Below are 13,220 nucleotides of genomic sequence, written 5' to 3' on the forward strand. Positions count from 1 at the left end.
ATGGATTTCATTCTTCTGGACTACACCACGCTGCGCGTGATCTGGTGGCTGCTACTCGGCATCCTGCTGATCGGTTTCGCCGTGATGGATGGTTTCGACCTGGGCGTGGGCACCCTGCTGCCCTTCGTCGCCCGCAACGACGCTGAGCGCCGGCTGGTGATCAATACCATCGGTCCGGTATGGGAAGGCAACCAGGTGTGGCTGATCCTGGGCGGCGGCGCGATCTTCGCCGCATGGCCGCCGCTCTACGCGGTCAGCTTCTCCGGGTTCTACCTGGCGATGTTCGTGATCCTGTTCGCGCTGATCCTGCGACCGGTCGGCTTCAAGTTCCGCAGCAAGATGCCCAGCGAGCGCTGGCGCAACACCTGGGACTGGGCGCTGTTCATCGGTGGCTTCATCCCGGCGCTGATCATGGGCGTGGCGGTGGGCAACGTGGTGCTGGGCGTGCCGTTCCACTTCGATGACAGCATGCGCATCTTCTACACCGGCTCGTTCTTCGGCCTGCTGATGCCCTTCGCGCTGCTGGCCGGCCTGCTCAGCGTGTCGATGCTGGTCGCCCACGGTGCCGCCATGCTGGTGCTGAAGACCGACGGCCCGGTGGCCGAACGTGCGGCCCGTTTCGGCAGCATCGCCGCGATCATCGCCTTCGTGCTGTTCGCGGTGGGCGGTGCCTGGGTGGCCTTCGGCCTGCCGGGTTACCAGATCACCTCGCAGGTGGTCACCGACGGCGCCACCAATCCGCTGCTGAAGACCGCCGAACTCGGCGCCGCCGGTGGCTGGATGCGCAACTACAGCGCCATGCCGGCCACGATCCTGGCGCCGCTGCTGGGCCTGGCCGGACTGCTGGCCAGTGCGGTACTGCTGCGGGCCCGTCGCGGCGGCCTGGCCTTCATCGCCTCGGGGGCCGCCATCGCCGGCATCATCCTGACCGTCGGCTTTGCGATCTTCCCGTTCCTGCTGCCGTCCTCGAGCCAGCCCACCTCCAGCCTGACCGTGTGGGACGCCTCGTCCAGCCACCTGACCCTGTGGATCATGCTGCTGGCCACGGCGGTGTTCCTGCCGATCATCCTCGCCTACACCACCTGGGTGTACCGCGTGCTGAAGGGCAAGACCACCACCGAAGAGATGGGCAACAACCCGAACGCGTATTGATTGCTTGCACGTGTGCCGACCAACGGTCGGCACCTACCCGGAATGAAGGAGACTGATCATGTGGTATTTCGCCTGGATTCTCGGTGCCGGCCTCGCCTCGACGGTGGCCATCCTCAACGGCATGTGGTTCGAAGCCCGCGAGCAGAACCGCATCGAGAAGGAAAATCGTCGCTGAGCTGTAAAAAAGCCTTGCCGCCTTGGCCTTCACACGGTATCTTAGGCGGCTCCTTCGGGGTGTAGCTCAGTCTGGTAGAGCGCTACGTTCGGGACGTAGAGGTCGCAGGTTCGAATCCTGTCTCCCCGACCACTTCGGTGGTCGCATTGAAGCCTGGTGAAGTCGTCCAGGCTTTTTTGTTCCCTGAAGTGGCACTGCTTCGGCAGTGTGAAGAAAACAGCATTCACCCCTTGCCGCCATCGGGGTGAATCGCTAGAATAGGCGGCTCCCTTCGGGGTGTAGCTCAGTCTGGTAGAGCGCTACGTTCGGGACGTAGAGGTCGCAGGTTCGAATCCTGTCTCCCCGACCACTTCGGTGGTCACCAAGAAGCCTGGAAGACATCACTGTCCTCCGGGTTTTTTTTGTATCAGGCACCTGGCCTCCCGCATGACGGGACCTTGCCGGAGCCCGCACGTACAATGGCCGCGCTGCCGGCCCGCCAGCAGCCCCTCCCCCACCTGCCGCTTCGGCGTAGACCGATGCCGGCGCTGCATGCCATTGCCCCGACGTGCGACACCTGCAAGGACCACCGATGAGTTCCTCCACTTCCGATTCGCCGTCGCTGCTGCACGGTCGCGTCCTCGCATTCGCCGCGATCCTGCTGGCAGCGGTCAACCTGCGCACCGCGGTCACCTCGATCACCCCGCTGCTGGACGTGCTCGGCCAGCAGTTCGGTTTCGGTACCACCATGACCGGCGTGCTGGGCATGCTGCCGACCGCCTCGTTCGCGCTGTTCGGCGTGGCCACGCCGGCGCTGGCGCGGCGCCTCGGGCTGGAGCGCACCACGCTGCTGGCGATGGTGATGGCGATGGCCGGCCTGCTGCTGCGCTCCAGTGCCGGCAACGTCGGCACGCTGCTGCTCGGTTCGGTGCTGGCACTGGCCGGCATGGGCATCGGCAACGTGGTGGTGCCGCCGCTGGTGAAGCGCTACTTCGCCAACAAGGTCGGCACCATGAGCACGCTCTACATCAGCGTGCTGCAGCTGGGCACCATGCTGCCCGCATTGTTCGCGGTGCCGATGGCCAACGCCGCTGGCTGGCGCGTGTCGCTGGGCATGTGGGCACTGCTGGCACTGGCCGCAGCATTGCCGTGGCTGGTTCTGGCCAGGCGCGCACCGAAGCCGCAGGCAGATGCCACCGACCCGGCCGCACAGCCGCATGGGAAAGTCTGGCGCACCTCACTGGGCTGGAGCATGACGCTGATGTTCGGCATGACTTCGCTGATGACCTATTCGATGTTCACCTGGCTGCCACGCATCGTGGTCGAGGCCGGCGGCACACCGGCCTTCGGTGGCGTGATGGTGGCGGTGTTCTCGGCGCTGGGGCTGCTGCCGTCGCTGGTCATTCCATCCATGGCAGTTCGCATGCAGAACCCGTTCCCGCTGGTGCTGATCGGCTTCTTCTCGTTCGTGATCGCCTTCACCGGCCTGCTGCTGGCACCGATGACGGCCCCCCTGCTATGGGCGTGCCTGCTCGGCGTCGGTCCATCCACCTTCCCGCTGGCGCTGACCCTGATCAACCTGCGCACGCGCACCCCCACCGGCTCGGCGGCACTGTCCGGCTTCATGCAGGGCGTGGGTTACAGCTTCAGCTGTCTGGGGCCGTTCCTGGTCGGCTGGCTGCATACGGTCAGCAACGGCTGGACGCTCCCGTTCAGCTTCCTGTTCGGCTGCGCCACCCTGATGCTGTGCGCCTCCTGGGTGGCCTGCAAGCCGCGCAAGCTGGAAGACCTCTGGTAAGCCGCGCAGGGCCTCGCAACCGGCCCTACCTACCGCTCGTCAGCCCGTCTGCGCATTTTGACACCGGGCTGACAATTCCGGGCGGATAGTGCCCACGAATGCCCATCCTTGCCGCGTGCCGGCATCGGGCATGGGGGCGGCAGCGCCGCCCAGGCCGCCATTCGGTGTGCGGGGGACTCTCGTTTCAGACAAGACATTGCAGGTCGCTGTCCGGGTTTGTATCCGTCCTTGCTGGACGGGAATGCACGAAGGGAGTGACGCGGGCCACGGCCACGCCAAAAGCTGGCATGTGATGTGCGTCACATTTCTCAGGTTGTCTGGTTCGGAAGCCAAGGGGGTCCCCAATGGTTGTCCACCGCCGGCTGGCGCTCTGCGTCGGCCTTGCCTGTACCGCCCTGGCCTGGGCCAGCAGCGCTGCCTCGCCTGACCGCGAGGCGGCCCTGGCCGAGATCGGCCGCTACCGCGACCAGGCCCGCTGGCTGGATGCCCTCGGCGCGATCGAGCGCGCCAGCCAAGAGCAACCCAACGACGACCTGCTGTTCAAGCTGCGCGTACTGACCCTGGGCGACATCGGCAACGCCTGGCGCGCCTGGGAGCTGTACCAGCAGCGCCCGCAGCTGTTCGACGCTGCACAGAAGCAACGCATCGAAGGCGACTACCTGGCCAAGCTGGTGGTCTGGAGCCTGGCCTACAGCAGCAGCGAAGACAGCCGCCTGGAAGAAGCCGAATCGACCCTGGCGCGCATGCAGCGCTACCTGGGCAGCGAAGGCACCCCGCCCGCGCAGGCGCCGCTTCGCGTCCGCATGGACCGGCTGATCCTGCTCAACCGGCTGGGCCGCCATGCGCAGGTGCGCGAGGAAGCCCGCGCACTGCAGGCCGAAGGCCATGCCCTGCCCGACTATGTGCTGCCTGCGGTCGGCGATTCGCTGATGGGCACCCTGCATCCGGAAGAAGCCATACCGGTGCTGCAGGCGGCAGTGGCCGGCGACCCGACACGCGATGCCTCGCATTCGGAACTGGCCTATGCCTACCTGGAGAGCGAGCAGCAGGAAAAGGCGATCGACCTGCTGCAGGCCTGGCGTGACAAGGAGCCGGCGTGGCGCTGGAGCAACGGCAAGTCACCGTACGCGAACTGGTCACGTTACGAGGCCGACCTGAATCTGGCGATGGTACGCGCCTATAGCGGCGACCTGCGCACCGCACAGCACGACCTGGAATCGATGGTCGACATCGCACCGGGCAACGGCGGCCTGCAGAGCGCGCTGGGCAGCGTGTACATGATGCGCGGATGGCCACGCATGGCACTGCAGCGCCAGCAGATGGCACATGCGCTGGACCCTCGCGACATCGAGCCGCGGCTGGGCATGGAGGAGGCCTACGTCGCCCTGCAGCGCGATGACCTGGCAAGGCCACTGCACGACGATCTTGTCGCACGCTACCCGACCCAACCCGCCGTCGAACGCATGGACCAGGCCTGGCGCGCGCATCGCGGTTGGCAGCTGAAGGCATGGACCGACATTGGTCGCAGCTCCGGCGGTGGCGGCACCTCGCCGCTGGGCAACAACGACCGTCACTACGGCATGGAAGTGCAGACACCGGTGCTCGACGACCGCTGGCGGTTGTTCGCCTTCGCCGACAGGCGCTCGGTCGACTTCCAGGACCAGCGCATCGACCCGCTGTGGCTGGGCGCGGGCGTACGCTACCGCTTTGGCCAGCTGGATGCGGAAGCGGCGGTACTGCGCGCCAACGACCACATTGGCGATACCGGCCTGCGCATCGGCGTGGGTTGGCAGTTCAACGATTACTGGCATGCCGGGCTGGTGGCCGCACGCAATGACCCGGAAGCCTCGATGCAGGCGCGCGTGGCGGGCATCAGCGCTGACAGCGTGAGCGCGCAGGTCGACTACCGGCGCAGCGAGCTGACCCACTGGATGTTCGGCGCCAGCCGCTTCCGCTACGACGACGGCAACCACCGCGAGCTGTTCAGCACCAGCCTCGAACAGCGCCTGCTGACCCGCCCGCGCTGGTTGATCGACGGCCTGGCCAGTGCCTACACCAGCCGGGGCAGCCGCGACGACGCGCCCTACTTCAGCCCGAAGCGCGACCGCATGGTCGAGATCGGGCTGCGCATCGACCAGCAGCTGTGGCGGCACTACGAGCGCCACTTCCGGCACCGCCTGACGGTCTCGCTCGGTGACTACTGGCAGGACGGCTTCGGCAGCGCTCTGGTCCCTTCGGTGTCCTACATGCACGAATGGCAGCTGGGCCAGGGCCGCGTGTTCGAGTACGGCGTGCGCTGGTCGCGGCCGGTCTACGACGGCCACCGCGAGCGTCATATCGGCTTCGAAGCCGCACTGCGCTGGGGAGAGTGACATGGCCCGCATCCTGCGACTGATCGTGCTCCTGCTGCTGGCCGCCACGCCGCCGGCGTTCGCGCAGCAGGCCCTGCATCTCGATGCCACTGACAACGGCCTGCTGATCCTCAGCTACCACGACATCCGCGACCGGGTCGCGGCCAAGGGCGACGCCGATACCTACGCGGTGAGCACGCAGAACTTCGCCGCGCACCTGGATTGGCTGGGGGCACACGGCTACCACCCGGTGTCGCTGTCGCAGGTGATCGACGCCTCCCAGGGACGCGCCACGCTGCCACCGAAACCGGTACTGCTGACCTTCGATGATGGCCTGCGCAGCGTCTACGACAAGGCGTTCCCGCTGCTGCAGGCGTACCGCTACCCGGCGCTGGTGGCAGTGATCACCGATTACGTGGACATGGCGCCCGGGCGCACGATCGACTATGGCTACCGGCCGTTCGGCCACGATGACTTCGTTACCTGGGCGCAGCTGAAGCAGATGCACGACAGCGGCCTGATCGAAGTGGCCAGCCATACAGACGACCTGCACCACGGAGTGCTTGCCAATCCGCAGGGCAATTCGACGCCAGCGGTGGTCACCCGCATCTACCGGCCGGCCACGCGCAGCTACGAGAGCGAGGCGCAGTACGAGCAGCGCCTGCGCGCCGATCTCGGCCGCAGCGTGCAGCGCATCCAGCAGCATCTGGGCGTGCGCCCGCGCGCCATCGTCTGGCCGTACGCGGCCTACAACCAGTTGAGCAACGACATCGCCGAACAGCTGGGCATGCCGGTGTCCTTCGATCTGGAAGGCCGCAGCACACCAGTGGCCAGCGACCTGCATGGGCTGGCGCGCTTCCTGGTCAGCGACAACCCGACCGTGGAGGGCCTGGCCTACGAGCTGCGGCGCGACGTTGCGCTCGACGGCATCCGCGCGTTGCAGGTCGACCTGGATGATGTGTACGACCCGGACCCGGCGCAGCAGGGGCGCAACCTCGATGCGCTGATCGAGCGGGTCAAACGCATCTCGCCCACCCACGTCTACCTGCAGGCGTTCGCCGATCCGGACGGCAACAACACCGCCGAAGCACTGTACTTCCCCAACCGGCACATGCCGATGCGCGCGGACCTGTTCAGCCGGGTCGCCTGGCAGCTGAAGTCGCGCGCGGGGGTGAAGGTCTACGCATGGCTGCCGGTGCTCGGCTTCGAGCTGCCCGACCCCGTGCAGCGCAAGGCACTGGCGATCCACAACGGCGATGCCGACGGCATGTACCGGCTGGACTTCACCAATCCGAAGGCACGCCAGATCATGCTCGACATCTACGAGGATCTGGCCGTCAACTCGTACTTCGAAGGCCTGCTCTTCCATGATGATGGCTACCTGCGCGACACAGAACTGCCGACGCTGGCGGCCGGCGACGATGGCAGCGCTCGCACCCGGGCGCTGATCGACTTCACCCTGGCCCTGCGCGACAGTGCGCAGCGTTGGCGGCCGAAGCTGGCCACGGTGCGCAACCTGTACGCGGAGCCGGTGCTGCGTCCGCAGAGCGAAGCCTGGTTCGCGCAGCGCCTGGACCTGTTCAACAAGGCCTACGACCAGACCGCACTGATGGCGATGCCGTGGATGGAAGGCAGCAGGCATCCGGAACGCTGGCTTGACCAGCTGCTGGCCGCGGTGCGTGCGCACGATCCCCAGTTGCAGCACACCCTGTTCGAACTGCAGACCGTCGATTGGCGCAGCGGGCAACCGATTCCCGCCGAGCGCCTGCGCTCGCAGATCCGCCAGCTGCAGGCGCAGGGCGTGCACCACTTCGCCTGGTACCCGGACGACTTCATCGCCGGCCAGCCTTCCACCCATGATGCCCGCGCGGCGATGTCCGCCGGCAACTTCCCGTACCCGGAGAAGTGACATGGACATGCACCCGCTGCTGCAGGTCCTGTTCCAGTTCGCCTTCTACTACCCGATGGTGATGGCGTTCTTCTGGATGTCGGGCGGCCTGTATTACTACTTCCGGCGCGAACGCCATTCGCGCCCACGCAACGACCCGCCGCTGATGGTCGATCCACCGTTCGCGAGCCTGTTGATTCCCTGCCACAACGAGTCCGCGAACCTCGACGACACACTCGGCGCGGCGCTGGCACAGCGCTATCCGGCCGACTACGAGGTGATCGCCATCGACGATGGCAGCAGTGATGACACCGGCGCCCGGCTCGACGTGCTGGCGGCGAAGCATCCGCGGCTGCGCGTGCTGCACCTGGACCGCAACCTCGGCAAGGCCAACGCGCTGCGCATGGGTGCGCTGGCGGCCCGCTCGGAGTACCTGGTGTGCATCGATGGCGATGCCATGCTGGAGGAACACGCCCTGCACTGGATGGTCTGGCACCTGGTCAGCGGCAACCGCGTCGGTGCGGTCACCGGCAACCCGCGCATCCGCAACCGTTCCACCCTGCTTGGACGCCTGCAGGTGGCCGAATTCTCCTCGATCATCGGCATGATCAAGCGCGCGCAGCGCGTGTACGGGCGCATCTTCACCATCTCCGGAGTGATCGCCGGCTTTCGCCGCACCGCCCTGCACCAGGTCGGCTGGTGGTCGGACGACATGGTGACCGAGGACATCGACATCAGCTGGCGCCTGCAGCGTGCGCATTGGGACATCCGCTACGAACCCAACGCGCTGTGCTTCATCCTGATGCCGGAAACGCTGAAGGGCCTGTGGCGGCAACGGCTCCGCTGGGCGCAGGGTGGCGTGGAAGTGATGCTGCGGCATGCGCGTTCACTGCTGCACTGGAAGGAACGGCGCATGTGGGGCGTACTGCTGGAGTACGTGCTGAGCGTGATCTGGGCCTACACCATGTTGTTCATCGTGGTGCTGTGGGTGCTGGGCAAGCTCATCGACCTGCCGCCGCAGCTGTACATCGCCAGCCTGCTGCCGCAATGGCATGGCGTGATCCTGGCCCTGGTCTGCCTGATGCAGTTCGCCAGCAGCCTGATCATCGACCGTCGTTACGAAACACAGATTGGACGCAACTACTTCTGGGTCATCTGGTACCCGATGGCGTACTGGCTGATCAGTCTTTCCACCACCCTGGTGGCGTTGCCGAAGACCCTGCTGCGCCGTCGCAGCAAGCGCGCCACCTGGACCAGTCCCGATCGGGGGATCCGATGAACGCACAACGCCCGTCCAACCGCTTCGACTCGCGGATGATCCGCAAGCCGCATCGCCAACCACGCTTCCAGCGCACCGCCTGGGGCTTCGTCACCCTCGCGTTCTGGGGGTTCTACTTCTACCTGTGGGCACCGTTGGTGACCCTGTTCTCGTGGCTGATCGGCGGCCAGCTGGCCTGGCAGCAGCTGTACGAACGGCAAAGCCAGTTCGACCCCTATGTGCTGGTGGCACTGCCGCTGATGCTGCTGTGTGCCAGCGTGCTGCTGATCGGCTGGGCCGAGTACAACCGCGCGCGCTTCCGTGGCCACGAGCGACGCCTGCCGCGACCGCTGGCCAGCCTCAATGAAGTCGCGGCCGATCTGGGTGCCAGCACCGGCCTTGCCGAGCGCCTGCTGGGCTGCAAGGCCGCCACGCTGCACATGGACGATCACGCGCGGCCGATCGGTATCCGCCGCGAGGTGGTGTGACGCCCCGGTAGTCGCCGACCCGGGTCGGCGCTTGCTTGGGTAGCTGCCGACCCTGGTCGGCGCTTGGGCCTGGTGGGCGCCGACCTTGGTCGGCACCGGGGTCTACCGCGAAGGGCATCCGCGCATCGCGTGGATCTACTTGCGCGTCTGCCCTTCACCGCGCACGACGAATCGTTCGACGGTGAGTGCTTCCAGGCCCATTGGGCCGTACGCATGCAGGCGCGTGGTGGAAATGCCGATCTCGCTGCCCAGGCCCAGCTGTCCACCGTCGGAGAAGCGCGACGAGGCATTGACCATCACCACCGCCGAGCGCAGTGCGTTGACGAAGCGCTCGGCATGGCCGGCGTCTTCGGTGGCGATCACTTCGGTATGGTCGGAGGTATAGGCACGGATGTGCGCGATGGCCGCCTCGAGGTCATCAACCACGCGCACGGCCAGCACCAGGTCGAGGAACTCGGCAGCGTAGTCGTCTTCGCTGGCGGCGGTGCTGCCCGGCAGCAGCGGCTGCGCGTTCGTGTCGGCGCGCAGCTCCACGCCACGCTCACCTAGCGCCTGCGCCACGCGCGGCAGGAAGGCTTCGGCCACATCACGATGCACCAGCAGGGTTTCCAGCGAGTTGCAGGCCGACGGACGGCTGCACTTGCCGTCCACCAGAAGGTCGATGGCTTTGCCGAGGTCGGCGCTGGCATCCACGAACAGGTGGCAGACACCCTTGTAGTGCTTGATCACCGGCACCCGCGCATGCTCGGCAACGAAGCGGATCAGGCCTTCGCCGCCGCGCGGAATCGCCAGATCGATCAGTTCATGCAGCTGCAGCAGCTCCAGCATTGCTTCGCGGCGCAGGTCGGTCAGCACGGTCACTGCCGCCGCCGGTACGCCATTGGCCTGCAGGGCGCCGGCCAGCGCCCGGGCGATGGCGGTGTTGGAGTGGATCGCTTCGGAACCACCGCGCAGGATCACGCCATTGCCGGCCTTCAGGCACAGCGCAGCCGCTTCGGCGGTCACGTTCGGGCGCGCCTCGTAGATCATCGCGATCACGCCCAGCGGCACGCGCACCTTCTGCACGCGGATGCCGTTTGGACGCACATCGTCGCGGGTGATCTGGCCGACGGGATCGGGCAGCGCGGCGACCTCACGCACGGCTTCGGCCATCGCGAACAGGCGTGCCGGGTCCAGCGCCAGGCGGTCGAGCATGGCACTGCCAATGCCTTTCTCGCGCGCAGCGGCAAGGTCGCGCGCATTACCGGCCAGGATCAGCCCGGCATTCACTTCCAGTGCCTGGGCCATTGCCAGCAGCAGCGTGCGGCGCGCCGCACTGTCGAGGCCGGCAACGATCTGGGCCGCGTCACGGCAGGCACGCGCCTGCGCTTCGATTTCGCTCATCGGGGAGTCCTTCAAACCGGTCATGGCAGCACCAGATCGTCGCGATGGACGACACTGCCACCGTAGTTGTAGCCCAGCACGGCCTCGATGTCGCGCGAATGGCGGCCGGCGATCCGGCGCACATCATCGGCCGCGTACTGGCTGACGCCGCGCGCCACGCAGACGCGGCCCTGTGGCGCGTTCCAGCACACCTGCACCATGTCGCCACGGCGGAACATGCCCTCCGCGCCGGTGATGCCGCCGGGCAGCAGCGAGGCGCCCTTCTCGCGCATCGCCTGCGCCGCGCCGGCATCGATCACGATCGCTCCCTCGACCAGCGGCGCGTGCCGCAGCCAGTGCTTGCGGGCCGCCTCACGGCTGCGCGCGGCGTGGATACGGGTACCGAACAGGCGGTCCTGGGCCAGCGCGCGTACCACGTCACCGCTACGGCCATTGAACAGATAGGTTTCGATGCCGAGACGACCCGCCTTCGCTGCCGCTTCCAGCTTGGTCCGCATGCCGCCGGTACCGGCGCGCGAGCCGGCGCCGCCGGCCATCGCCAGCACCTCGTCACTCAGTTCCGGCACGTCGTGCAGCGGCCGCGCGTCGGCCACGGTGCGCGGGTCGGCGCTGTACAGGCCATCGATATCGGTGGCGATGAACAGCGCATCGGCATCGACCAGCGCCGCCACCGTCGCCGCCAGGTTGTCGTTGTCGCCAAGCTTGAGCTCGTCCACCGACACGGTGTCGTTCTCGTTGACCACCGGCAACGCGCCCAGCCGCAGCAGTTCGTTGAGCGTGGCGCGGGCGTTGAGGTAGCGGCGGCGGTTGCGCAGGTCGTCATGGGTCAGCAGCACCTGCGCCACCGGGCGCTCGAAGAAGCGCTGCCAGAGCCCGATCAGCTGGGCCTGGCCGAGCGCAGCCAGCGCCTGCCGCGCCGCCATCGCCGCGCCAGGTTCATCGGCCCGCGGCAGGATCGCGCGCCCGGCAGCGACCGCGCCGGAAGACACGATCACCACCTCGCGCCCGGCCAGGACATTGGCCGAGACGAACTGCGCCAGGCCCAGCGCGTGGCGTGGTGACAGGCCGCCGCCATCGGCTGCCAGCAGGCTGCTGCCGACCTTCAGCACCGCACGCCGCCATGGCGGCAGCGCTTGTTCGGGGAACGGCGAGGCGACGTTGGCAGCGTGCGGGATCATCGGTCAGTGTCTCAGCGGGTGTTCCATTCGTGCACGGTCAGCTCGGAGGCCTGCATCGTCACCAGCGGATCGGTGGCGACGATGGCCTGCGCCTGCGCCAGGCTGTCCACGTTGCACAGCACATAAGCGCCACCACTGCCGTCGGCGAAACCACCAGTCAGCTGCAGCTTGCCCTGCGCCTGCAACGCATCGAGGAAATCGCGGTGCAGCTGCACCGCTGCATCGTTGAAGTCCGGCCGGCGCATCGCCATCACCAGGTAGACAGTGCCCGCCATCAGGACAGCGCCTGCCAGCGCGCGCGCAGTTCGTCCAGGCGCAGGTCGGCGGCCGAACCCGGCGACACGCGCGCGGCGAGGCTGCCTTCCGGGGTACGCCCCTGCCCTGCACTGTCGGCACCGGCCGCAGCGGCCTTGTAGGCCTCACGGAACGGCACGCCGGCCACGGCCGCTTCCACCGCCACGTCGGTGGCATACATGCCCGAATCGATGGCCGCACGCAGCTTGTCGTCACGCCATTCCAGGTTGGCCAGCAGCGCCGGCAGCAGCTCCAGCGCGGCCAGGCCACGGCCGAAGCCGTGGAAGATGGCACCCTTGGACGACTGCAGGTCGCGGTGGTAGCCCGACGGCAGCGACAGCAGCTGCTCGATCTCGGTGCGCGCGGCGGCGACGCTGGCGTGGGTCGCACGCATCAGCTCGATCACGTCCGGGTTGCGCTTGTTGGGCATGATCGAACTGCCGGTGGTGTACTGCGCCGGCAGCGCGACGAAGCCGAACTCGGCGCTGGTGAACAGCGACAGGTCCCAGGCGATGCGGCGCAGGTCCAGCGTGGCACCACCGAGCGCTTCCAGCGCGGCCAGCTCGAACTTGCCGCGCGACAGCTGTGCGTAGATCGGCGAGATCTGCATGCGCGCAAAACCGAGCGCAGCCGTGGTGTGCTCGCGGTCCAGCGGCAGGTTCACGCCGTAGCCGGCAGCCGTGCCCAGTGGATTGGCATCGACCAGCGCATGGGTGTCACGCGCGCGGATGGCATTGTCGATGAAGGCCTCGGCCCAGCCCGCCCACCACATGCCGGCCGAGGACACTACGGCGCGCTGGATGTGGGTGTAGCCGGGAATCGGCAGGTCCTTCTCGGCCTGTGCGCGGTCCAGCGCGACCTTGGCCACTTCGGCGCTGAGCTGTGCCACGCGCTGCAGCTTCTCCTTCAGCCACAGGCGGGTGGCGACCAGGATCTGGTCGTTGCGGCTGCGGCCGGTGTGGATCTTGCGGCCGGCATCGCCGAGGCGTTCGGTCAGGCGGGCTTCGATCGCCGAGTGGCCATCCTCATACTGGGTATCGAGCACGAAGCGGCCTTCGCGGAAGTCCTGCGCCAGCACCTCCAGTTCGCGCAGCAGGCCGTCCAGCTCGTCGGCACTGAGGATGCCGATGTGCTGCAGGCCTTGTGCATGTGCGGCGCTGGCGGCGATGTCATGCAGGAAGAACTCGCGGTCGAGGATCACGTCGTCACCGGCGAGGAAGGTCTGGATCTGGGCGTCGACAGCGACGCCGGGCTTCTGCCAAAGAAGGTCTGCCAT

Annotated in this window: 11 protein-coding genes and 2 tRNA genes; 9 read left to right on the forward strand and 4 right to left on the reverse strand. The window is 67.3% G+C overall.

Translation table 11 applies throughout. The features are described 5' to 3' along the window. From cydB to pgaD, 9 genes are all read left to right on the forward strand, one after another. The gene (cydB, locus tag Q9Q79_RS13765; RefSeq protein ID WP_005410353.1) at positions 1–1,152 is read left to right on the forward strand and encodes a cytochrome d ubiquinol oxidase subunit II; all 1,152 of its coding nucleotides are present in this window, start codon (positions 1–3) and stop codon (positions 1,150–1,152) included. 58 nt (positions 1,153–1,210) lie between these two features. Then, entirely contained in the window at positions 1,211–1,327 is a 117-nt protein-coding gene (gene cydX / locus Q9Q79_RS13770) for a cytochrome bd-I oxidase subunit CydX (protein ID WP_005410354.1), read from the forward strand. Between the two features lie 55 nt (positions 1,328–1,382). Further along, a tRNA-Pro gene (locus tag Q9Q79_RS13775) sits at positions 1,383–1,459 on the forward strand. A 140-nt stretch (positions 1,460–1,599) separates the two neighbouring features. Further along, a tRNA-Pro gene (locus Q9Q79_RS13780) sits at positions 1,600–1,676 on the forward strand. 222 nt (positions 1,677–1,898) lie between these two features. After that, the gene (locus Q9Q79_RS13785; RefSeq protein ID WP_005410355.1) at positions 1,899–3,104 is read left to right on the forward strand and encodes an MFS transporter; all 1,206 of its coding nucleotides are present in this window, start codon (positions 1,899–1,901) and stop codon (positions 3,102–3,104) included. Between the two features lie 344 nt (positions 3,105–3,448). Next, on the forward strand, positions 3,449–5,476 hold the full coding sequence (gene pgaA / locus Q9Q79_RS13790; RefSeq protein WP_201863927.1) for a poly-beta-1,6 N-acetyl-D-glucosamine export porin PgaA: 2,028 nt from the start codon (positions 3,449–3,451) through the stop codon (positions 5,474–5,476). 1 nt (position 5,477) lies between these two features. Further along, positions 5,478–7,364 carry a poly-beta-1,6-N-acetyl-D-glucosamine N-deacetylase PgaB gene (pgaB, locus tag Q9Q79_RS13795; RefSeq protein WP_201863925.1) on the forward strand — a complete coding sequence of 629 codons (1,887 nt, stop codon included), beginning with the start codon at positions 5,478–5,480 and terminating at the stop codon, positions 7,362–7,364. Position 7,365: 1 nt separating this feature from the next. Next, a complete protein-coding gene (gene pgaC, locus Q9Q79_RS13800) occupies positions 7,366–8,622 on the forward strand; it encodes a poly-beta-1,6-N-acetyl-D-glucosamine synthase (protein WP_049460532.1) in 1,257 nt (418 codons plus the stop codon). After that, a complete protein-coding gene (pgaD, locus tag Q9Q79_RS13805; RefSeq protein WP_005410359.1) occupies positions 8,619–9,089 on the forward strand; it encodes a poly-beta-1,6-N-acetyl-D-glucosamine biosynthesis protein PgaD in 471 nt (156 codons plus the stop codon). The genes pgaC and pgaD overlap by 4 nt, the downstream gene beginning before the upstream one ends. A gap of 135 nt (positions 9,090–9,224) precedes the next feature. Here the strand turns inward: pgaD and Q9Q79_RS13810 are convergent, their stop codons facing one another. From Q9Q79_RS13810 to argH, 4 genes are read right to left on the reverse strand one after another with little or no spacing between them, the layout of a single operon-like run. Beyond that, positions 9,225–10,496, reverse strand: coding sequence for a glutamate-5-semialdehyde dehydrogenase (locus tag Q9Q79_RS13810; RefSeq protein WP_059034825.1), 1,272 nt, complete (start codon positions 10,494–10,496; stop codon positions 9,225–9,227). Next, the gene (gene proB, locus Q9Q79_RS13815; RefSeq protein ID WP_043035348.1) at positions 10,493–11,650 is read right to left on the reverse strand and encodes a glutamate 5-kinase; all 1,158 of its coding nucleotides are present in this window, start codon (positions 11,648–11,650) and stop codon (positions 10,493–10,495) included. The genes Q9Q79_RS13810 and proB overlap by 4 nt, the downstream gene beginning before the upstream one ends. An 11-nt stretch (positions 11,651–11,661) precedes the next feature. Beyond that, on the reverse strand, positions 11,662–11,925 hold the full coding sequence (locus tag Q9Q79_RS13820; protein WP_005410362.1) for a YciI family protein: 264 nt from the start codon (positions 11,923–11,925) through the stop codon (positions 11,662–11,664). Continuing rightward, positions 11,925–13,220, reverse strand: a complete 1,296-nt coding sequence (gene argH / locus Q9Q79_RS13825) for an argininosuccinate lyase (protein WP_005414004.1) — start codon at positions 13,218–13,220, stop codon at positions 11,925–11,927. The genes Q9Q79_RS13820 and argH overlap by 1 nt, the downstream gene beginning before the upstream one ends.

Origin of the sequence: Stenotrophomonas sp. a6 (assembly GCF_030913325.1) — a bacterium.
GTDB lineage: Bacteria > Pseudomonadota > Gammaproteobacteria > Xanthomonadales > Xanthomonadaceae > Stenotrophomonas > Stenotrophomonas maltophilia.